The 20,879-nt window shown below is 69.4% G+C and carries 24 protein-coding genes; 9 read left to right on the top strand and 15 right to left on the bottom strand.

From position 1 onward, the window contains the following. Positions 1–179 precede the first annotated feature (179 nt). The gene (locus tag VYJ16_RS00750; RefSeq protein ID WP_336348413.1) at positions 180–452 is read left to right on the top strand and encodes a DUF7571 family protein; all 273 of its coding nucleotides are present in this window, start codon (positions 180–182) and stop codon (positions 450–452) included. A gap of 93 nt (positions 453–545) precedes the next feature. Here the strand turns inward: VYJ16_RS00750 and VYJ16_RS00745 are convergent, their stop codons facing one another. Further along, entirely contained in the window at positions 546–1,043 is a 498-nt protein-coding gene (locus VYJ16_RS00745) for a hypothetical protein (RefSeq protein WP_336348412.1), read from the bottom strand. A gap of 190 nt (positions 1,044–1,233) precedes the next feature. Between VYJ16_RS00745 and VYJ16_RS00740 the strand changes: the two genes are divergently transcribed. Together VYJ16_RS00740 and VYJ16_RS00735 are read left to right on the top strand one after the other, a co-directional pair. After that, entirely contained in the window at positions 1,234–1,413 is a 180-nt protein-coding gene (locus tag VYJ16_RS00740; RefSeq protein WP_336348411.1) for a DUF5786 family protein, read from the top strand. Positions 1,414–1,548: 135 nt separating this feature from the next. Next, positions 1,549–2,301 carry a J domain-containing protein gene (locus tag VYJ16_RS00735; protein ID WP_336348410.1) on the top strand — a complete coding sequence of 251 codons (753 nt, stop codon included), beginning with the start codon at positions 1,549–1,551 and terminating at the stop codon, positions 2,299–2,301. Between the two features lie 25 nt (positions 2,302–2,326). On the opposite strand, the gene VYJ16_RS00730 is transcribed toward VYJ16_RS00735, so the two are convergent. From VYJ16_RS00730 to VYJ16_RS00720, 3 genes are all read right to left on the bottom strand, one after another. Further along, positions 2,327–3,352: a DUF3179 domain-containing protein gene (locus tag VYJ16_RS00730; protein ID WP_336348409.1), complete on the bottom strand. Its 1,026-nt coding sequence runs from the start codon at positions 3,350–3,352 to the stop codon at positions 2,327–2,329. Between the two features lie 125 nt (positions 3,353–3,477). Further along, the gene (locus VYJ16_RS00725) at positions 3,478–4,734 is read right to left on the bottom strand and encodes an outer membrane protein assembly factor BamB family protein (protein ID WP_336348408.1); all 1,257 of its coding nucleotides are present in this window, start codon (positions 4,732–4,734) and stop codon (positions 3,478–3,480) included. 85 nt (positions 4,735–4,819) lie between these two features. Beyond that, positions 4,820–5,611: an alanyl-tRNA editing protein gene (locus VYJ16_RS00720; RefSeq protein ID WP_336348407.1), complete on the bottom strand. Its 792-nt coding sequence runs from the start codon at positions 5,609–5,611 to the stop codon at positions 4,820–4,822. 128 nt (positions 5,612–5,739) lie between these two features. Here VYJ16_RS00720 and VYJ16_RS00715 point away from each other — a divergent pair, with 128 nt between their 5' ends. After that, complete coding sequence (locus VYJ16_RS00715; RefSeq protein ID WP_336348406.1) at positions 5,740–6,438, top strand: HD domain-containing protein; 699 nt, start codon at positions 5,740–5,742, stop codon at positions 6,436–6,438. Positions 6,439–6,493: 55 nt separating this feature from the next. Here VYJ16_RS00715 and VYJ16_RS00710 read toward each other — a convergent pair whose 3' ends face one another. From VYJ16_RS00710 to VYJ16_RS00690, 5 genes are all read right to left on the bottom strand, one after another. Further along, the gene (locus VYJ16_RS00710) at positions 6,494–7,174 is read right to left on the bottom strand and encodes a LysE family transporter (RefSeq protein ID WP_379761969.1); all 681 of its coding nucleotides are present in this window, start codon (positions 7,172–7,174) and stop codon (positions 6,494–6,496) included. Between the two features lie 139 nt (positions 7,175–7,313). Further along, positions 7,314–8,105, bottom strand: coding sequence for a TMEM165/GDT1 family protein (locus VYJ16_RS00705; protein ID WP_336348404.1), 792 nt, complete (start codon positions 8,103–8,105; stop codon positions 7,314–7,316). Then, positions 8,102–8,884, bottom strand: a complete 783-nt coding sequence (locus VYJ16_RS00700; RefSeq protein ID WP_336348403.1) for a metal-dependent transcriptional regulator — start codon at positions 8,882–8,884, stop codon at positions 8,102–8,104. Before VYJ16_RS00700 ends, VYJ16_RS00705 begins: the two co-directional genes overlap by 4 nt. Before the next feature lie 67 nt (positions 8,885–8,951). Further along, positions 8,952–9,350, bottom strand: coding sequence for a TRAM domain-containing protein (locus tag VYJ16_RS00695; RefSeq protein WP_336348402.1), 399 nt, complete (start codon positions 9,348–9,350; stop codon positions 8,952–8,954). Positions 9,351–9,493: 143 nt separating this feature from the next. Continuing rightward, positions 9,494–11,281, bottom strand: a complete 1,788-nt coding sequence (locus VYJ16_RS00690; protein WP_336348401.1) for a radical SAM protein — start codon at positions 11,279–11,281, stop codon at positions 9,494–9,496. Positions 11,282–11,372: 91 nt separating this feature from the next. Between VYJ16_RS00690 and VYJ16_RS00685 the strand changes: the two genes are divergently transcribed. From VYJ16_RS00685 to VYJ16_RS00675, 3 genes are all read left to right on the top strand, one after another. Next, positions 11,373–12,299: a hypothetical protein gene (locus tag VYJ16_RS00685; RefSeq protein ID WP_336348400.1), complete on the top strand. Its 927-nt coding sequence runs from the start codon at positions 11,373–11,375 to the stop codon at positions 12,297–12,299. Between the two features lie 71 nt (positions 12,300–12,370). Then, on the top strand, positions 12,371–12,529 hold the full coding sequence (locus VYJ16_RS00680; protein WP_336348399.1) for a DUF7559 family protein: 159 nt from the start codon (positions 12,371–12,373) through the stop codon (positions 12,527–12,529). Beyond that, positions 12,526–13,050, top strand: a complete 525-nt coding sequence (locus VYJ16_RS00675) for an Hsp20/alpha crystallin family protein (protein WP_336348398.1) — start codon at positions 12,526–12,528, stop codon at positions 13,048–13,050. The genes VYJ16_RS00680 and VYJ16_RS00675 overlap by 4 nt, the downstream gene beginning before the upstream one ends. An 18-nt stretch (positions 13,051–13,068) precedes the next feature. On the opposite strand, the gene VYJ16_RS00670 is transcribed toward VYJ16_RS00675, so the two are convergent. The 5 genes from VYJ16_RS00670 to cyoE form a co-directional block, all read right to left on the bottom strand. Beyond that, positions 13,069–14,202, bottom strand: coding sequence for an NAD(P)/FAD-dependent oxidoreductase (locus tag VYJ16_RS00670; protein ID WP_336348397.1), 1,134 nt, complete (start codon positions 14,200–14,202; stop codon positions 13,069–13,071). Then, a complete protein-coding gene (locus tag VYJ16_RS00665) occupies positions 14,199–14,960 on the bottom strand; it encodes a creatininase family protein (RefSeq protein WP_336348396.1) in 762 nt (253 codons plus the stop codon). The genes VYJ16_RS00670 and VYJ16_RS00665 overlap by 4 nt, the downstream gene beginning before the upstream one ends. An 81-nt stretch (positions 14,961–15,041) precedes the next feature. Beyond that, entirely contained in the window at positions 15,042–15,842 is an 801-nt protein-coding gene (locus VYJ16_RS00660) for a DUF7388 family protein (protein ID WP_336348395.1), read from the bottom strand. Between the two features lie 202 nt (positions 15,843–16,044). Further along, positions 16,045–16,722, bottom strand: a complete 678-nt coding sequence (locus VYJ16_RS00655; RefSeq protein ID WP_336348394.1) for a DUF7546 family protein — start codon at positions 16,720–16,722, stop codon at positions 16,045–16,047. 51 nt (positions 16,723–16,773) lie between these two features. After that, positions 16,774–18,213 (bottom strand): heme o synthase, encoded by a 1,440-nt coding sequence (cyoE, locus tag VYJ16_RS00650; RefSeq protein WP_336348393.1) that lies wholly within the window; start codon positions 18,211–18,213, stop codon positions 16,774–16,776. 101 nt (positions 18,214–18,314) lie between these two features. Between cyoE and coxB the strand changes: the two genes are divergently transcribed. Beyond that, positions 18,315–19,193, top strand: a complete 879-nt coding sequence (gene coxB / locus VYJ16_RS00645; RefSeq protein ID WP_336348392.1) for a cytochrome c oxidase subunit II — start codon at positions 18,315–18,317, stop codon at positions 19,191–19,193. Between the two features lie 129 nt (positions 19,194–19,322). On the opposite strand, the gene VYJ16_RS00640 is transcribed toward coxB, so the two are convergent. Further along, positions 19,323–19,811 (bottom strand): dual specificity protein phosphatase family protein, encoded by a 489-nt coding sequence (locus tag VYJ16_RS00640; RefSeq protein ID WP_336348391.1) that lies wholly within the window; start codon positions 19,809–19,811, stop codon positions 19,323–19,325. A gap of 187 nt (positions 19,812–19,998) precedes the next feature. On the opposite strand from VYJ16_RS00640, the gene VYJ16_RS00635 reads away from it, so the two are divergent. Beyond that, entirely contained in the window at positions 19,999–20,877 is an 879-nt protein-coding gene (locus VYJ16_RS00635) for a cytochrome c oxidase subunit 3 (protein ID WP_336348390.1), read from the top strand. The last annotated feature ends 2 nt before the right edge of the window (positions 20,878–20,879 follow it).

The raw sequence follows: 20,879 nt of genomic DNA, 5'->3' as shown, positions 1-20,879 counted from the left end.
CCAGTTGCGGAGATGCTTAACTAGACTGTGGCTGATCTACACCTCGGTGTTTCGAAATCCAGACCGATTAGCAGTTACTGTGGGGGATCGGCACTAGTTGAGGTTTGAGTTGGTGCTGTGGTGTGTTTTGCTGTGGCCGGAAGGCCTATACGGGGGTGTGTCATGCGTTGTGGTGTACCGTGTTCCAATCGTGCCAGAACTGTCAGGCGACCATCGACGAGTACCTGTTGGACAAACAACTCGAAGGGCTGCGTGATCTCACCGTAGACGACTTCAACGTCTGTGCGGACTGCGTGACAGTGGTAGCCGACGCGTGCGGCGAATGCGGCGGCGCGGTGTACGTCCCGCGAACGGAGAGCGAGGAACCGGAGATCTGTCCGGCGTGCCGGTCCGAACTCCTCCAGGAGACGGGACGCGACCCCGGCTGGCAGTGCGATACGATCTCGAACTGAGGAACCCTCCACTGGCGGAGGGAGCGGTCTTCTGTGGTTCGTGGCGACGACGACGAGCGGTTGCGCTGGGTGGGTGTTCGCGGCGGGTTCGGTTCAGCTCTCGGCGCGAGTGCTGAGGTGGTCGAAGGCGACGCTTCCGGCGATGAGGAGAACCTCGAGCGCGAAGAGCGCGAGCGTGAGCCGGAGGAGGCCGCCGCCGAAGGTGGCGGCGTTCCCGCCGCCGGCGAACGTGAAGAACGCGGCGATGGCGCTCGCGCCGAGCGTGTACGTCGCGAGCGTCCAGAGCGTCTGGCGGGTACCGTAGAGCGGTCCCTGGGGGTCGAACCAGCTGTCGGGGAGCGCGCTCTCGCTGTCGTCGACGTCGTCGCCGCGAACGGTCTCCAACTGCATGTTCCCGCAGCGGTCACACGGCGGCGTGTGCTTCGGGACGGTCTTCCCGCAGTTCGGACAGCGGAAGGCGACCGCGTCGATGCTGTAGTCCTCGACGTCGTCGTCGTCGACGTGGCGGACGTCGTCGCTCGCGCACTGCAGGCACGGCGTCGTCTCCTCGTGGTAGGTTGCGCCGCACGTCCGGCAGACCCACTCGTCCATGCAACAGCTAGGGGGTGGTGGCGAATACGTCCTGCGTTCCCGGGGGTTCGTGATGGTGCGAGCGCGTCGCGGGTGGGTCGTGAGCACGCGATGGGTGGGTTGTGAGCGTGCCAAGGGTGGGGCGTGAGCGCGTGTCGTGGTGGCGACGATACCGGGGTGTTTTTCCGGGGGCCTCCCCCACGTTTCAGGTATGGGTTTTGGTAGCTACGACGAGTCCGAACAGAAGGACGACAACACAGACTTCGACGACGACGACGCGGTGAACGTGCACGAGTCCGAGCACGACGGCGACGTCTCCTTCGAGTCCGAGATGTCCAACGAGGAGCTCGTGGATCAGCTGTCCCAGATGAAGGGCGGCGACGACGACTGATTCGACGGTCACGGTCGACCGTCGTCGGCATTGCGGGGGTGATTCGAGTCGTTCCGACCCGACCCGGCCGCCGATTCGTTCGAGCCCGGCCCGGTAGAAAGATACTTTTGTACGGTTCTCCTGTATGTGCATAGTATGGGTGATCCGTACACCGTGTTGGGGGTGGAGCCGGACGCCGACGAGAGCGTCGTGCGGCGACGGTACCGCTCGCTGCTGAAGGAGTATCACCCGGACCAGGGTGGGAGTCGCGAGGCGTTCATGCGGGTGCGTCGTGCGTACGAGGCCGTGGTGTCCGGGGAGGCAGAACGGGAGCGCGCCGCAGACGGCGGGACGCGAACGGCCACCGGGAGCGCGGGTGCCTCCGAGTGGACGGCGGGACGTGGCGCGACCGGGTTCGACGGCTCGATGGGGTGGGACGAGTCCCGCGGGCTCTTCGAGGAGGGCGAGCACATGACGGTCGTCCTCCGGGGCGTCGTCGAGAACATGGACCTGGCGCCGGTGGTGGCGAGTCATCGCGCGGACGGGACGCGACGGACGGTCGCGTTCTTCGAGGTGCGGAACACGAGCGACCGGCGGTTGCCGTGGCGCGGCCACCAGCACGCGCGGTTCGTGGGGACCGACGGCTACATGTACGAGAGCGCGACGCACCTTCGGCCGCACGCGGACAAACTCCCGCCGCGCTGGAAGGGCGGCGACATGGAGGTCGAGGCGGGTGCGCGCGTCAACGGCGTCGTCATCTGCCAGGAACTGCCCGCCGGCGTGGACGTGGCGCGAGTCGCGTACACCCAGCAGGTGTTCGGGGAAGGGCGAGGTATCGAGGGCTCCGAGCAGTTCGTGTTCGACGTCGCGGACGCGGCGTCCGCCGGGTTCGACGAGATACCGTTCTGAGCGCTGTCGACCGTGTTGACGCCGGTTAAGGCGTCCAGAAGGCGTCTGGGCCGTGGTCGTCCTGCCACGCGAACGCGAACAGGCGACGGGCCGGGAGGCGGTCGAGCGTCCGGCCGTCGTCGCTCTCGCCGGTCGCGCCCGTCCAGCGGGCGTCGTCGGCGACGTACGTGTCCGGTTCGACGGTTCGTTCGAACTCGAAGCCGGGGTTCTCGTAGGCGTGCACGCCGTCTGCGGTCGCGAACGCCACGACGTCGAGGTCGCCGACGGTCGCGTGCGCGACGCTCCCGTTCGCCGCCAGTCGGTCCAGTGGGAACCCGAGCGCGTCGCCGTCGCGCTCGACGCCGATGACGACCTCCTTCGGGGCGAGGTCGTCGCGCTCCCACTCGCGGCCGTCGCCGGTCCCGCGGTGCGCGCCGAGCCCGAACCCGTCCATCTCGAAGTACGACTCGTAGGGCGCCTCGTCGTAGTCGACGGGTGCGGGCTCGTCCGTGTCGCTCGCCGCTTCGCTCTCGCCACCCGGCGCGGCCAGTACCTCGCCGTCCGGGTTCGCGTCGCGGAACGCCTCGATGGTGGTCATCGCCGCCGGGAGGAGGTCGAGGTCGGTGCCTTCGAGCGGCCCCGCGATGGCGGTCCCCGTGGACTGCTTCCACTCGCTCTCGGTCTCGCGGTCGTACATCACGAGGTCGTCGTCCGCGAGCTTCCCGCTCACGCCGAACTCGAGGACGCGTTCGCCGTCGTCGGTCGCGACGGTCCTGTCGTAGACGACGGCGCTCCCGCAGAGCGGACACCACGTCACCGCAACCGGCTCGCCGTCGACGACCGCGTTACAGATCTCGTGGTAGTGCAGGTACCGGATGGGGAACGCGCGCGCTGGATCGCCGTCGACGGAACCGCCGCTCGTGGTTCCGTCTGCTCGTCGCGCCGCCGACGCGACGCTGTCGACGACGACCACCTCGTCCCCGGGGTCGCCCGCGTACTCGCTCACCGGTTCGTACGTCGGGTCGTCCACGCTCGGGATGGCGTCCCGCGGGAGGACGTCCTTGATGTTCATACCCGAGCGTGCTCGTGGCGGCCGTGAAAACGTTCGGTTGTGTGAGCGCGTCGCAGGACCGTTCGGGCAGGCTCGGTGGGCGGGCCCGTAGCGGCCACGACCGTCGGCCGACCCCACTGCGACCGTCAGGCGGTGAGCGCGTACAGCCTCCCGCCGCCGCCGCCGACGAACACGCGGCCGTCGACGACCGCGGGCGCGCTCCGGGACGGGCTGCGCGAGACGCCGTACTGCCAGGCGACGTCGCCCGTGTCGCGCTCGTAAGCCACGAGGAGGCCGGCGTCGTCCATCGCGTACACCTGGTTCCGGTCGACGGTCAGCGCGACGGTAATCGGCCCGGTGTTTGCGTCGCCCGTCCACTGGACGTCGCCGGTTTCGGCGTCCAGCGCCTCCACCGCCCTGCCGTCGTGCCCGACGTAGACGGTGCCGTCGGCGACGGCCTGCGTCGGGTTCATCCCACCGGTAGCCGAGTACTCCCAGAGCACCGACCCGGAGGCGGCGTCGATCGCGTAGCACGTCTTGTTCTCCGAGCTCGCGTAGACGACGCCGTCGACGTACGTCGGGGACGCGATGAAGTAGCCGTACTCGCCCTCGACGTCCACGCGCCAGCGTTCGATGCCCGACGCCTCGTCGAACGCGCGCACCGACCCCTCGCGGGTCCCGACGTAGACGCGGCCGTCGCCGACCGCGGGCGCGCTCCCGACGCTGATTCCCGCGAGCGCCTCCCACGCGACGGAGCCGGAGGCCGGATCGACCGCCCGAAGCCCGTCCCCGGACGCGACGAACGCGAGGCCGCCGGCGACGGTCACGCCGTTCGTTCGCCAATCGCGCGACCAGACGCCGTCGCCGCTCTCGGCGACGTACGCGGCCGTCGCGCCGTATCCGCCCGCAAACACGCGGTCGTTGGCGACCGTGGGCGTCCCGGCCTGGCCCGCGCTCCCGCGCCAGCGGACCTCGCCGGAGCCGGCCGCGACCGCGGCCAGGCCCTCCCTCGTCGACGTGAACAGCGTCCCGTCGACCAGCGTCGGCATCCCGACGATCAGGCGAGGGTCATCGCCGCTCGCGACCGACGTCTCCCACGCTACCTCGGGCTTCGAGGTCGGTCCGGTGACGTCCGCGAACCCGGTGTTGGCCGGGTCGTAGCTGTGGCTCGGGACGCTGCCGCTGGCGTCCACCACGCTACCCCCGTTCGACTCGTCCGTCGTCGATCCATCCGCCGTCGTCTCCTCATCGGTCGCCGTGGCGTCCGCGCGCGTCGTCGTCGCCGCGCCAGCCGTGGCGGTCTCTCCGTCGGTCGCGGTCGCTCCCTCTGACGAATCCAGTCGCAGGCAGCCGGCCGTCCCCAGAACGCCCCCGAGCGCGCCGAGCGCCGTACGTCTACGCATCGTCTCGAGGTTGGTTTATCGACGAATAAGCGTAGTGGCCCCGCGCAGACGCTCGCTTCGCCGTACCGTCGGGACCCCCGCGTCGTCACTCGAGTTCGAACCGGACGCGCTCCTCGCCCTTCCCGGCTGTCTCGCGACCCGTGATGGTGAGGTCGCCGACGTCGCCGGTGCCGGTGACGTGCGTGCCAGCGCACGCCGTGCGGTCGATGGGGTCGCCCGCGGCGTCGTCGCGGTCGCAGTGCCCGCGCGGGCCGTCGCCGCCGATCTCGACGATGCGGAGTTCCGTGATGCTGTCCGGGAGGAGGTCGATGCGCGTCCGGTCGGTATCCAGTTCGTGCTCGGCGGTGTCGCGATCCATCGTGTACCAGCGAACGGGCTCGTTCGCGTCGACGAGGTCGCGGAGCCGCGACTCGATGACCGCGAGGTCGTCGTCGTCGAAGCGGTCGTGCTCGCAGTCCAGGCGCGCGCGGTCCTCGTAGAGCTGGTTCCCGGTCGTTCGCGCGTCGAACTCGTCGAGGAGGACAGCCGACAGGAGGTGCTGGGCGGTATGGTACCGCGAGTGCGCGGTCCGGCGCGCGTCGTCGACCACGCCGACGACGTCGTCGCCGACGGCGAGGTCGAGCGCCTCGTCGCCCGCTATCTCGCCGTCGCCATCCAGGTCGAGGTCGAGGTGGTGTTCGAGTTCGTCCGTCAACTGGACGTCGACGACGTCGAACTCGTCGCGCTCCGTTCGAAACACGCCCGTGTCGTGCGGTTGCCCGCCGCCGGTCGGATAGAACTGCGTCGCGTCGAGCACCACGCGGTCGTCGCGGACGTCGGTGACGGTCGCCGCGAACTCACGGACGCTCGAATCGTCGAGGTAACGTCGCTCGGTCACGGTCGCTCGGAGGACGCCGTGAAACGTAAGTGTGGGGTGTCGAAACGCCTAAGAGTTGAACGGGCGTTTTTAGAGACAACAATGACCAAGCACAGTTCGATTGCGGTTCTTCTTCGAGGTGGGAACGCGTGGGCGTCGAAATAAAGGAAGGGCGCGTCACCGACGAGGAGTTCGCGGACATGAAGCAGTTCGTGTACGACTACCTCGCGGCGAGCGTCGAGAACGAGGAGGAGGGCGGCCGGATGCGGTGGTATCCGTGGCATTCCGCGGAGTACCGCTACAATCACATCCTGAACGTCGTCGAGCTCTCCGGGAAGATCGCGGAACGGGAGGGCGCGGACGTGGACGTGACGAAGGTCGCGGCGTTGTTCCACGACATCGCGAAACTCGACGCGGACCAGGACGTGCACGCCGAGGAGGGCGCGAGGGTCGCTCGCGAGTACCTGGAGACGCGCGGGTCGTTCCCGACGTCGTTCGTGGACGAGGTCTGTCGGAGTATCGAACTCCACTCGTACCAGGACGAGCTGGGCGACCTCCCGATGGAGACGCAGTGCCTCATCGAGGCGGACATCCTCGACAAGGTCGGCGCGAACGGGACGGCACTGATGCTCCTCCGGATGGGGTACGAGGCGCGGACGCACATGGATAGCGCTGAGATGGTCGAGCGCGTGCTCGACCGCGGCGAGGACGCCGTGGAACGCATCGAGTCCGACACCGCCGAATCCATCGCGCACCAGCGACTCAAGCGCGTGAAGTGGTTCCGCGAGTGGCTGCAGGGCGAGGTCGCCGAGATGGACGTCGAGGAGCACGACGTCGACCTGCGCTAGGGAGCCGGCGACGTCCGCTGCCGCTGGCGTTGGTCTCCGAGATTCGTTCGTGCGTTCAGAGGAGGGTTCCGGCGGCGTCGTAGAGGAAGACGACGCCGAACCCGGCGAGGACGAGCGCGCTCGCGCCGGCGACGGCTGGCGCGAAGTCGTCGACGCGTCTACCGGCGGCGACGAGCGACGCGGGGAACCCGCCGACCCAGCAGAGGATGCCGAGGAAGAACCCGGCGATGAGTGCGGGACTCCCGGTGGTGACGACGAGCACGCCGTCGAGCGACCCGCCGACGTAGGGCGTGTGCGAGAGTACGTCGACGGTCCCCGGCTGGAGCATCCTGACGCCGACGGTCAGCCAGAACACGATCTGGTAGGGGTTCGTGATGGCGAGCGCGAACGCCTTCGTGAACCCGCGCTTGTCCGCGTCGACGCGCGACACAGCCTGCTCGCCGTCGGTCGCGGCGGGGTCGACGCCGAACGCGGCGCCGTCGCGAACGTCCCCGATGGCGCCGTACGCGAAGTACAGCATGAGGACGCCACCGCCGGCGACCATCGCGGCTTTCAGCATCGGTGCGGTCTCGACGAACTCGACGACGCCGACCGCGGCGAGGACGAAGAACGCGGCGTCTGCGGTGAACGCACCCAGGCCGGCACTCGCACCGGCTCGCCAGCCGCGGACGACGCTCTCCTGGGCGATGACGGCGTTCATCGGTCCCGGTGGGGCGGCGAGTGCGAGCCCGAACACCACGCCGAGTGCGAGCGTCGCGACGAGTGAAACCATTCTCGCTGGTGTAGGAGCGACCGCCCGAAAAGTCCGTCGTCGTCGGCGACCCGTGCACGGGTCGTCGTCGAACCGTACGCGAGTTGGCGGTGGTCTGCTGGCGTCAGAGTGCGACCGCGAGCGCGGCCGGGAGGACGCCTGCGACCGCGTCGAGGAGCGGTGCGACCGCGGCCGTGACCGCGGCGACGAACCGCTCCCAGAGCGATACGTCGAAGACGAGCGCGAGCGCGGTGTCGAACGCGAAGAACGCGAACACGCCCGCGCCGACGAAGTGCGCCTTCCGGACGTCGAACCGGTGACTGAACGTGTAGAAGAAGTACGCGTTCGCGATACTCACGGGGATGATGGCGAGCATCTCGCCGACCCAGATGCCGGCGCGCGCACCGTACTCGGCGGCGAGCGTGATGGTGATGATCTGGGTCTTGTCGCCGAACTCGCCCGTGAGCATCATCGCGAATATCGGGACGAACCCGCCGAGCGCGTTCGGGACCTCGCGACCGAACACGGTGACGTCGTCGGCGTCGCCCGCGAGCAGCCCGCCCGCGTCCTCGTCCTGCACGACGCCGCCGTCGGTCTCCGCACCGACGGCTGCCTCGCTCGCGGACTGCCCCTTCTCCGGCGCGGAGCGGTAGAGGAGCACCGCGAACACGAGGAACATCGCGCCCGTGAACACGGTCAGCCAGACGCCCGGGAGGACCTGCTGGATGACGCCCCCGACCTGTATCTCGACGACCGTCCACAGCGCGAACGCACTCCCTGCCGCCGCGACCACCACGAGCGGGTTGTACCGCGTCGAGAGTCCCGCGATGATGAACTGGACCTTCTCACCGGGGAGGACCGTCAACTGTGCGACGAGCGCGATGACGACGAGCTCCCAGAACGGGACCGCACTCACGCATCGAGCACCTCGTCGTTCTCGACGCCGTCACCGTCCTCCGGCTCGTCGCCCTCGTGCGCGTCGTCCTCGTCATCGCTCCCCTCGCGCGCGTCGTCGCCCTCGCTCTCGCCGGCGTCGCCGTCGGGGTCGCGGACCTCGATGGACGCAGCGATTGCCTCCGGAAGGCTCTGCTCGGCGTCACCGACCGCGACCGTCACCATCCCGAACGGCGCGACCGACACGACCTCGACGACGGTCCCAGGGGTGATACCGGCGTTCTGGAGGTAGCGGAGCTCTTCGTCGTCCCGGTCGCTGACGCGTGCGACCTCCACGACGTCCCCGGCGTCGTGGTCCGCGAGCCGCGTGTTGCCGGTCGCCTCCGGCTCGCTCAGGTCCGCGCTCGGGATGGGGTCGCCGTGCGGGTCGACCGTCGGCTCACCGAGCGCGGCCGCGAGCCGACGCTCGAACTCCTCGCTGATGTGATGCTCGAGGACGTCCGCCTCGTCGTGCACCTCCGTCCAGTCGTACTCGAGGTGCTCCGTGAGGTACGTCTCCAGCAGTCGATGATGACGGAGGACCTCGAGCGCGACCGTCCGCCCCTCCTCGGTCAACTCCACGCCCTTGTACTTCTCGCGGTCGACGAGCCCGCGCTCGGCGAGCTTCTCGACCATGCTCGTCACCGTCGGCGAGGTGACGTCCAGGTGCTCGGCGATTGCGGACGTCGCCACCGGCGGGTCGTGCTCGTCCTGTAGCTCGTAGATCGCCTTCAGGTAGTCCTCCATCACGTCACTCAACATTCGCTCACGAGAATTTAGACGCGTCTAACGCAAAAAAGAGTCGGTCGCGAAACGAGACGCGCGCCGGTCAGAACTCCTCGTCGAGTATCTCGCCGACCGCGAAGTTCGACTTGACCTCCGTTATCTCGACCTTCACGCGCTCGCCGACGTCGGCGCCCGGCACGATGATGACGTACCCGCGTTCGACGCGAGCGATACCGTCACCTTGCTTCCCGATGTCCTCGATCTCCACGTACCGGGTCTCGCCGCGTTCGACCGGCGGCTGTGGCTCGGACGGCGACGGCTCGTCGCCGCTGTCGTCGCTCGACGCGGACCGCTCGCGTTCGATGAGCGCGACCCGATACGTGTCGCCGGGAGCGACGGTCCCACGTTCGACCTCTCGCTTCGGAATCTCGACCGTATAGGAGTCGCCGTCGTCGGTCACTTCGGCGCTGAACAGACACAAGAGCTTATCAGATATTTCCACAGTGAACCCTCGTCCGTACCTGGCAGCGGCGACACCTTAGAACTACCGCCAACGACGGCGTAACTTTGCCGGAGACCCACCCACGCAGCCGCCAGCCCCGGAACCGCGAGGTCGATGGTTTCGCGTTCCCGGGTTCTCGCGGGTCAGGGCGACGGCTGGCCGTGGCGTGGCCCGTCGTCGACCGTCGCGAATCCCTCCAGGCCGACGTCGGCGTCCACGGGCAGGTCGTCGGTCGACTCGTACGGCCGGTTCACGACGACGTCGCCCGCGGTCCCGGACCCGATGCCGGGAATCGCGGTCAACTCGTCCATGCTCGCGGCGTTCACGTCCAGCGGGTACGGGACGCCCGTCACGGAGCGATACCCGTGGTCGACGATGGCGACGTCCCGCACGGCGCCGAGTTCGCGCTCTCCGGGAATCCCGACGAGGAGCGGGTACGTGCCGAGCTGGCGGCCGAACGTCCGACCGTCCTGATGGTACTCGAAGTGGACGTCCGGGAGGACGGTGCCGACGGGGGCGACGCGCTGGAGCATCGGGTTGTCGACGGTCTCGCGGACCTCGCGCTTGTACGCCTTGAACTGGCGTTTGTGGTCGAGCGCGATGCTCGCCCCGGTTTCGGCCATGTCGGTGCCCTCGAACGCCATCACCTGCCGGATGTTCACGCGACGGAGCATGAGGCCGGCGTCGAGCACGCGTTCGAGGAACTGCTTGTTCAGCTCGTAGGTCTCCTCGCGCTCCCCGTCGAGGCCGTGCAGGAGGTTGATGCCGGGGAGGAGCTTCGGGAGGCGTGGACTCGACGACCCGCTCTCGTCGCCGCGGCCGTACGCGACCGCATCTGCCCCGGTTGCGACGTCCGTCGACGGCCCCGTTCCGGGCTCCTCGCCGGGCCGCCACCCGCCCTCCTCGTTCACGATGCGGACCGCCTCGAAGCACTCGTCGGCCGTGACGTTCAGTTCGTTCTGCTCCTGGACGACCGGGTCCGCCGACTCCAGGCCGAACGCGGCCGTGTCCCCGGGCGTGTTGTGCTTCGCGATGATGCGGATGCCCTCACGGGACAGCTCCGGCCACTTCACGACCGTGATGGGGTTCATGTTGTCGAGGTGCAGCGTCTCCAGGTCGGGCGCGACCTCGCGGATGCCGCCGTAGAGCTGCCGTAACGCCTCCGGGTTCGGTTTCTCGCCGTCGCCGCCGTACGCGAGGATGTCCGCCTGCCGGCCGATGCGGAAGTGCTTCACGCCCCGATTCGAGAGCGCGTCGACCTCGCCGACCACGCTCGGGGGCGTCCGGAAGTCCGGGTCGCCGTACATCGGCTCCGTGCAGAACGAACACCGGTACGCGCACCCCCTGGAGGTCTCCAGTTCCGCGATGAGGTACTGGGGATGATTCGGGTGCTGTTCGACGACGAACGCGCCCCGGCTCGCCCACCGGTCGACCTCCGCGACGTCGCGGTACCGGTCGTTGAACCCCTCCAAGCCGCTCTGGACGAGGTCGTACGCGGCCGCCTCGACGTCCGCCATCGCCAGGAAGTCGAAGTCGAGGTTCTTGCGCTCCGTCTCCGTCGCGCCAGCGTTCTCCTCGCCGACGCCGAACCGCACCGGGCCGCCCATGACGCTCGTCCCGTTCGCCGTCCACGCGAGCTCGCGGACCTCGTCCGGCTCCGCGGGCGTCCCACCGACGTACTTCCCGGGGACCGTCATCCCGCCGATGTACACCATGAGGTCCGCCTCCTCGACGTCCAGCCACTTCGAGCGGTCCTCGCGCAACTCGTCGATGGTGTGGTACGTGACGTTCGCCTCGGGGACCCCGGCGTCGACGAGCGCGCCCGCCGTGTACCGCGGGTACGTCGACACGTACGGCGGCACCCCGAAGTGCGCCGGCTCGTCGACGTAGCCGTCGACGAGGGTCACGTCGACGTCAGCAGGGTCAGTCATGGGACGGTGTTGACGCCCGAGCGGTAAAACGCGTGCGAAGCGACGTCTGACAGGTCAAAACACTTACATCCGTCTCGTTCGAGGGTCGCGTATGAAAGAACCGACGTCCCGAAGGGCGTTCCTCGCTGGCACGGCCTGCGCGACGGCCGCGACAGTCGCTGGCTGCAACGGCCCCCTCGGCGGACGGTCCCCGGAGGCGGCAGCCCGCCGGTGGATCTACGCGCCGGCGAACCACGAGACCGGCGAGCTCGCCTTCCTCGACGTCTCGTATCGGTCCCCGTCGAGCCTCCACGCCGACGCCGCCCACCTCCACCCGTCGGTCCGCCCCGAGGACGTCGACCGCGTCCTCGACGGCGAACTGGTCGAGGGCGACGTCGCGGTCGACCTGGAGCCAGCGGCGCTCGACCACTCGCTCCGGGTCGGGAACCCGTACGCCGACGTCCCGAAGCTCCTCGTCAACGCCGGGCGCTTCGACCAGGAGACGGCCCACCGCCTGGCTGCCCTCCAGGCGTTCCCTTCGACACTACCGGGGAGCTCCTACGGGACCGCCGGGAACTTCGACCTCGTGACGTACAGCCGGAGCAACCACGGTGCCGTCCGCGAGGGCGAGGCCGCGAGCATCTACGCCCGACGGGAATCGCGAGCGCGAACGCTGGTCGAGAACGCCACGAGCAGGTCGTCGTACTCGAGCGATCTCCCCGACGACGTCCGCGAGTTCCTGCGGACGGTCGGCTTCGACGACGCGACCGAGATCCGATTCACGGGCCGCCGTTCGGACGAGTACGGTGGCGAGGCGTTCAGCTACGCCGTCTCGGGCGACACCACGACCGCGCGCTGGGTGAGCCTCCGCGACCGCGACGCGGAACTGATGCGGTCCCAGGCGGAGGACGTCGACGCCCTCCGGGACGTCCAGATAACGACCGACGGGGATATCGTCGCCGTCTCGGGGACCGTCGACACCGACCGGGTCGGGCTCGACGGCCGACTCTTCCAGCGGGGCCGCGCCCCGTTCGAGTGACCGCCCGGCCCGCTCGACCCGGGGGTTCCTGCTCCGAAAACCCCTTTCCCGTTCCCGCCCAACGGACCAGTATGCCCGCCACGAAGGAGGTCCGCTGCACGAGCGACGGTTGCGAGCTCGACATGTTCGAGAATCACTACACGTACGACATCGCGGACGACCACACCGTCGGGGACCTCGCGTGCCCGCTGTGCGGCGGCACGGACTGCCTGGAGGAGATCGAGGTATGAACTTCGGCGAGGTGTCGCGCTCGGTCGGGAACCGCGTCCTGGAGACCGTCGGCCGTGCCGCGAGCCGCGTCCAGGAGTCGAAGCCGCTGCCCGCGGACGTTCTCGAGAGCGACGACGCGTACCTCGTCGTGTTCGACGCCCCAGGGGTCGCGCAGACGGACGTCCAGGTGCGGTACGTCGACGACGCGGTCGAGGTCCAGATAGACCGGTTCCGCGAGTTCTACGACGACCACGAGATGCGCGTCCCCGGCCGCGGCATGAGTCTCGACGGCCGCGCCGACCTCCCCGCGGACGCGCTCGTGGACGCCGACGCGTCCACGGCGACGCTCCGCGCGAACGGTACGCTCGAGGTCCGCGTCCCCAAGCGCGAACCCACCGCGGGCGAGCGGGACGCGAGCGCCGGCACCGTCGAGATAGCGACGCCCGACGACGAGAGCGACGCTGCGGAGGGCGAAGAGGTGGATGCGGAGGCTGACGAATCAGATAGCGATGCGGACGCGGTCGAGGACGCAGAGAAGTAGCGTCTTCCTCGCGGGCCGCTATCGGTCGTCGACGAGCATCCCCTCGACGACGTCGAACTCTTCGTCGCCCGTGAAGCGCGTGGGGTCGAATGGCTCGATGCCGTCGGCCTCGCCGAGAACTTGTTCTGCGAGCGATTCGCCGATGGCTGGGGCGCGCATGAAGCCGTGGCCCTGGAAGCCGGTGCCGACGTAGAGGCCGTCGTCGAGCGCGCCGACGAGCGGGTCACGGTCAGGCGTCGCCGTGCACAGCCCCGCCCACGCGTCCGTGATTCGCGCGTCCTCGATGGCCGCGGTCCGCTCGCTCGCGCGCGCCTGGAGGGACTCGGCGAACCCGTCGTTCGCGTCCTCGTCGTAGTCGTCGGGGTCGGCCTCTCGCTCCTCGGTGCCGTTCCCGACCAGGAGGCCGTCGGCGTGCGGCCTGAAGTAGAACCCGTCCGTGGCGTCGTAGACCATCGGGCCGTCGTACTCGGTCGCGTACGTCGCCGCCTGCACGCGGTACGGCTTCATCGCGATGCTATAGCCCGCGTCGGCGAGCACCTGCTTGGTGTGCGCGCCGGTTGCGACGACCACGTCGTCGAACGCCTCGCCGTTCACCGCGAGCGGGTCGGTGTCGACGCTCGCGGGCGTCTGCTGGCGCAGGTCCGCGCCCTGGCGCTTCGCGAGCACCGCGAGCGTCCGCGCGTACGACGCCGGCGTCGTGTAGCCGGCCGCCCCAGCGACCGCGGCGACCGCGACGTCGTCGCTCCGGACGCTCGGGAACCGCTCGGCGAACTCGTCGCGCTCCATCCGCACCGCGGTGACGCCGTGCTGTTGCATGCGCGGGAGCTGCTCTCGGATGGCGTGCTCGCGGTCGTCGTCGCCCTCGCGAGCCAGCCACACGTACGGCGACTCGTGGAACTCGAACTCGCCGACCTCGTCGAACGTCCGGAAGCGCTCGATGGCGCGCGCGCCGAGTTCGGCGTCGACGTCCTCCGCGAACGCGTTGTAGCACACGCCCGCGGCGCGGCCCGTGGAGCCGTCCGCGACGCTCCCCGCCTCGAACAGCGTCACCGACACGTCCTCGCCGTCCGCGTCCTCGCCCGCGAACGCGAGGTCGAACGCGACCGTCGCGCCGAGCGCGCCCGCACCGAGCACCGCGACGTCTCTGGTCATCGGTGCGCCTCCGGGGCGAGGTCCGCGAAGTCCTGTGCGGTGAGCCAGTCGCAGAGCGCGTCGAGCTCCTCGGTGGCCTTTTCGAACAGCGCCTCGCCCGCCTCGACGCTCCCCTTCGTCGGCTCGCCGACCGCGCCCGACTCCGAGAAGTCCGCGGTGTCGAACCCGACGGGCGCACCGTGCACCGTCTCGCCCCACGCGTCCGACGCTCCCGCCTCCGCGTCCTCCAGGGCGTCCTCGCGGACGTGCTCGGTCAGGTACAGCATCATGCTCGTCTCCATCGCGTCGGCGTGCGTGATGCCGTCGACGTCGAACAGCTCGCCCTCCAGGCCGTCGAGGTTCGACCACCAGTTCCACGGCGTCGCGAACGCCACGTCGTGCTCGCGGAGGCGTCGCGCCGCTCGCGTCAGCGCGTCGACGTTCCCCCCGTGGCCGTTCGCGAACACGGCCTTCCGGACGCCGTGCTCGGCGAGACTCGCCACCACGTCGTACGCGTAGTCCTCGAACGTCTCGGGCGTCACCGACAGCGTCCCGTGGAACTGTCGATGGTGCGCGCTCACCCCGACCGGAATCGGCGGGCAGCGCGCGACGTCGTCGCGGTCGCCGACTGCTTCGGCCACCGCCGTCGCCGAGTAGAGGTCCGTGCCGAGCGGGAGCGCCGGCCCGTGCTGTTCGACGCTCCCCGTCGGCAGCACCGCCACCTCGACGTCCTCGAACGCGTCGGCGGCCGTCGTCGTCGTGTGCGTCGCGAGTTCCATACGCACGGCTGGGAGCGGTGGTGCCGAAAAACGCTCGGTGTCGCCGCGCCCCGACGGGGACCGCGAGCAATCGTTTACCGGTCAGGCGACGTGTTCGAGGCCGCGAGCGGGATAGGCGACGACGTGGTCGACGCCGACGTCGTGGAGCGCGTCCACGCGCTCGCGGACCGTCGCGACGTCCCCGACGAGCGCGTAGTCCCGCACCGCCTTCGAGAGCACCTCGCGGGCGCGTCCCGACGCCGACGCGTCCGTCGCGACGGCGTCGCGCCCGTCCGCGGGGTCGGGGAGCGCGCGCCGGACGGGGCCGCGACGGGCGGCGTACGCACCGACCGAGTCCAGGACCGCGTCCTCGTCGTCGGTCAGGACCGTCGGCGCGTACACCGCCACCTCGCCGTCGAACCCGGCCGCGCGGAGCGCGCGAACGTCCCGATGCGTCGACCGCGACAGGAGTTCGAACTGCGTCGCGCCCGTCGCGAGCGCCACGCGCTCGACGGACTCCGTCCCGACCCACGCCTCGGGGTGCTTCGAGACCGCCGCGCCCAGGCGGTCGGCGACGCTCCGGGACTGCTCTTCGTCGTCGAGGTACGCGCCGTGGCCCGCGACGAGCACGCGCCCCACGTCAGCGGGGAGCGCGTCGTCGAGCGAGCTATCGCCCGTCGGGTCGAACCCGCTCGCGCGAACCGGCGTCGTCACCCGCAGCGTCTTCGCGTCCGCGAGCTCGCGGAGCACGCTCGCATCGGGCACGTGCTCGCGGCCCTCGTAGTCTACCGTCACCGCGTCGACGTCCACGTCGAGTGCGCGCGAGACGTCGCACTCCGCGGGCTTGACCGCCAGCGCGTCCACGCCGGTCCGAGACAGCCGTCGCTCGGTGGTCTCGGTCACCGACACGTCCGCTCACCTCCAGTCAGGAGAATCGTTCTAGAACTGCTCGTGTGGAACTCGATCCATCGTCTGTGCGACCATGTACTGCGGCGAAAGCGACCACGACACCTAAGCATGACGGACGCTGTCAACATTCGCCACCCTCCGCGAGCGCGCGCGGACACGGCACCTGGGCGTTCGTCCCGACTGGCCGCTCGCCCGGTCACCCGAACGTCGGCCGCCACGCCAGGAGCGCGACCGTGACGACGAACACGACCGTCGACAACCCCAGCGACTGGTCCATCGTCGCCGCAGCGACCGCGGACCCGCTCCCGGCGACCCCGGAGACGAGCGCCGCGAGCACCGGCCACGAGCACGACACGCACGACAGCAGCCCGAGAACGCCCGCGACGCCGGTACGGACGGCATCGACGACGGTCCCGTACACGAGGTACGCGAGCGTCGCGTACCCCGCGAGCTTGTACGGTACGAGAACGACGGTCGCGAGCGCGCTCTCGTACACCGCCGCCGGCCCGTACCCCGGCGGCAGCCCCGAGGAGACGTACCAGCCCGGCGACGCCGTGTCCGCGCCACCGACGAGGCCGTATCCCGGGGAGAGCACGCCACCGAAGTACGCGAGCACGAGGAGGTAGCCGCCCGCGACCACGCCCGCGGCGAGTCGTCGACGACCGACAGCATCCGGGACGTCCGCGAACCACACCCCGAGCAACGCGGCGTTCACCCAGACGAACGGGTACGCGAGCGCGAGCGGGTCAGTATAGGTCGCCGTGGACGACGCGAGATGCAGCCCCAACACGAGCACCTCCGCGGTGACGACCGCCAGCCCGAGGGACAACCCCCGGATACCCGGCAGGACCCGAGCGACGCGCTCGGCGTTCATCGCCCTCGCCGGCGTCGCCACCGGTCGGTTCCCGGAACGAGCCGCGTCATCTTACAGCACCAGCGCATCCACGACCACGGCGAGCAGGAGCGCGCCGAGGTACGCGTTCGACGCGTGGAACGCCCGGAACGCCGCCGCCTCCGACTGCTCGTAGTGCAGTTGGACCGCGAAGTACACGAAGACGCCGCCGAGCGTCGCACTCGTCACCGCGTACAGGAGCCCGAGGTCCGCGACGACCGCGAGCACGCCCGCGCTCACGAGCGTCGCCGCGATGTACCAGAGGATGTGCTTGCGCGTCGGCGCCTCGCCCTCCACGACCGGCATCATCGGGAACCCGCCGCGGGCGTAATCCTCCTTGTACGCCAGCGCGAGGTTGTAGAAGTGCGCGGGCGTCCACAGGAAGATGACGACCGCGAGCATCACGCCCGGAATCCCGAGGCCGCCCGTCACCGCCGCCCACCCGATGAGCGCCGGGAGCGCGCCCGCGGCCCCACCGATGACCGTGTTCGACACGAAGTTCGGTTTCAGGACGAGCGTGTACACGATACTGTAGAACACGATCGCGGTCAACCCGAGGACGGCGACGAGGAGGTTCACGCTCGCGAACAACGCGAGTGACGCCACCCCGAGCACGACGCCGAACGCGAGCGCGTGCGACACCGGAATCAGGTCGGCGGCGAGCGGGCGGTCCGCGGTGCGCTCCATCTTCTCGTCGACGTCGCGCTCCAGGACGTGATTGAACGTCCCCGACGACCCGATGGAGAGCACGCCACCGCCGAGCGTGAACAGCACCGTCTCCACGGTCAGTGCACTCCCGCCCGCCGCCCCCTCGACGGTCGACCCGAGCGCCATCCCCGCGGCCGCGACGAGACACAGCAACCACATCAGTCGCGGCTTCGTCATCCGAACGTACGCCAGGACAGTCGCTTTCGCGCGCGCCACGAACGCCGACGGCACCGGCGGACGGTCACCGTCGTCGACCGCGACGGGCTCGGGGTCGTCCATCGCCTCCCAGTCGTCGTCGCTCGCCGTCTCCGTCTCCAACGTCCACGAGAGCGCGAGCATGACGACCCCGAAGATGAACACGCCCAGCACGAGGTGGACCGCCGACAGCGTCGTCGGCGTCCCCGACGTCGCCGCCACCGCACCGACTCCGACCTGCACGAGGTACGTCACCGCGGCAACCGACAGGAGCGCGCGGACGCGAGTCGTCGCCTCGCCCACCCACGCGACCACAGCGGACGCAACCACCAGCGCGGCGACGACGAGCGCGACGACGCGATGCCCCCACGCCACCACCAGCAGCGGGTCCGAGAACGACGGCAGGAACTGGCCGTTACACGCCGGCCACGTCGGGCACGACGCCGCCGCGTCCGTCAGCGTCGTCGTCGCCCCCACGACAACCAGCAGATACACGCCGATCGCGGTCGCGGCGAGCAACCCACTGAACCGGCCGTGCGAACCGACCGGTGTCGGATACCGTCGAGTCACTAGCCGAACAGTCGGACTCCGCGTATTTCAACCCGCCGCTTTCGCCCCCTCGGGGGGCATTAGCCACATATTTAACCCCGAAATCCAAAGCACCGGTATACATGGATAGAGAGCGGATCACATCGAGGCTGCTCGCCGCCCTCGCCGGCCTCGCGCTCGCCGCCCAGCCCGTCGCGGCGCAGGCGTCGAGTTCGGACGCGGCTATCACGAGCCTCAACGAGAAACTCCTCGTCGTCGCCATCCCGATCACCGTCCTCGTCGAAGCGGTCCTCATCTACACGGTATTCAAGTACAAGGACCAGGACGAGGCGAAGCCGACGCGAGAGAACCGCCGCCTGGAGATCACGTGGACGATCGCGACCGCCGCGGTCCTCCTGTTCGTCGGTATCTCCGCGAGCATCACGATGGCGGACGACTCCGTCATCACGCCCGACGACCCCGAGATATCGGCTGACACCGAGGAGCAGGTGAACGTCACCGCGTACCGGTACGGGTGGACGTTCAGTTACCCCGAGTACAACGTGACGACGGACGCCACCCAGCAGCCCCTCTACCTCGCGAAGGGACAGGCGACGTACTTCAGTCTGACAACCGACGACTGGCTGCACGCGTTCCACGTGCCGTCGCTCGGCCTGAAGCACGACGCCGTCCCCGGGAAGGTCGCGTGGATGAAGACGACGGCGACGCAGACGGGGACCTACCAGGGGTACTGCGCGGAGTACTGTGGGACCGGGCACTCCGGGATGATGTTCGAGGTGCAGGTCGTGGAGGACCGGCAGGCGATGCTCGACGAGATATCCGCTATCTGTGCGGAGACGACGAACAAGACCTGGAACGCGCAGGAGGAGACCTGCGAGTGGAACCCGGACGGGAACTCGAGTTCGTCGGTGTCCGCGAGTGACGCGGGCGACGGTACCGCGTCGGTCGCGGCACCGGACGTCGACGGGTCGACTGGTGCGCTCGCCGCGCGCGCGGCCTGACGGACTCGAACCACGTCGCTGTTCTCGCGTCTCTTCGTTCCGCTGCTGTTCGCTCCGCTTCTCTTCACGTCATCTCTCGACGCTTCTCGACGTCGAATCAGCGCCCGCGAGCGGTGGCGCTAGCGAGCGTCAGTCGTCGTGGGTCGCTGCGAGGTAGGTGACGGCGGTCGTGACGAGCGCCGGATGCGGGGTGGCGACCGGGCGTGCGCGCTGGACGACGTCGAGTGCGTCCCCGAACGACTGGTCGTCGCTGGCGGCGAGCGCTGTCGCGAGGACGGCCGCGCTCCGAGAGACACCTGCCTTGCAGTGCACGAGGACGTCGTCGTCGGTGTCGAGGAGGCCTCTGGCGGTGTCGACGGCCGCGCGGAACGCGGCGGCGTCGTGGTCGCGGTCGTCCGCGAACGGGTGATGGTGGGTCGTCGCCGGCTGTCGCTCGCGCGTGAGCGAGAGCACGTGCTCGAACGACCGGTCGTGTCGCGTCACGTCGGCCGCGTGGACGTTCCCGAGCCAGACCTCCCGGTCGGGGAGTTCGACGAGCACCGGGTCGTCGTGGACGTACGCGAACGGGCGCACCACGACGTCCTCGTCGCCAGGGTGCGTCCACGGTCGTGGCCGCAACGAACCGTCTCCGGGAGCGCGGTCGCTTGGGTCTCGCACGGCCATCGCGTTCCGGGCGGGCGCCAATCAGTCCACCGACCGGCGCGCGCTCGCAGCGCGTCCCGCGCCGACGGTGGCCGCGTCGACCTGTCGGCTCCGGCGCGGGCGCTTGGATGGATTTTTAGTAGTGGACTTGCAAGCGTCGTCTATGACAGCAACGGAAGATGCAGGCGACCACGGACACGGCGGCCACCTGCCGGCCGTGGAGGACTTCCCGCGCGGGTTCGGGGAGGCCTCCTGGTGGCCGTTCGTCACCGCCATCGGCGGCTCCGGTATCTACGTCGGGGCAGCACTGTTCCTCCTCGCCGCCCGCGGCGGCTTCGGAATCACCATGGGAACCGCGGCCGCGGTCAGCATCGGGAGCATCGGGCTGTTCGTGTTCGGGATCCTCGGCTGGCTCTACCACGGGTTCGTCGCGAGCTTCTGGGAGCGCCACAAGTCCGAACAGAGCGAATCCAAGCTCGTCTGGGGGATGTACGCGTTCCTCGGGAGCGAGATCGCGACGTTCAGCGCCGGGTTCATCTACTTCTTCTTCATCCAGGCTGGCGGCCTCGGTGAGATCCCGGACATCTTCGGGAGCCTCGTCATCTTCAACACGCTCCTCCTGATCGCGAGCAGTTTCGTCCTGCACTTCAGCGAGGTGGCGCTCCGGAACGGGAACCGGAAGCGCTTCATCGCGCTGCTGGGCGCCACGCTCCTCATGGGCGTCATCTTCATCGGGGGGCAGGTGTACGAGTACTACGAGTTCCTCGCCGTGAAGAACTTCACGCCGGCCGCTATCGCCGGCGGTGAGGTCGTCTACTCGAACCCGTTCGCGAGCGCGTTCTACGCGCTGACGGGCCTGCACGGCCTGCACGTCACGCTCGGCGCGGTCCTCCTCGGTATCGTGTTCGTGCGCGGCCTCCGCGGGCAGTACTCCGCTGAACGGCACGTCTCCCTGAAGACGGCGGCGCTGTACTGGCACTTCGTGGACGTCGTCTGGATCTTCCTCGTCGCAGCGATCTACATCGGCGCGACCGCCATCTGAGT

Source organism: Halorubellus litoreus (assembly GCF_037081675.1).
In the GTDB taxonomy this organism is placed as follows: domain Archaea; phylum Halobacteriota; class Halobacteria; order Halobacteriales; family Natrialbaceae; genus Halorubellus; species Halorubellus litoreus.
Note: the sequence above shows the minus strand (reverse complement) of the source record. Positions and strands in the feature narration are given on the sequence as shown.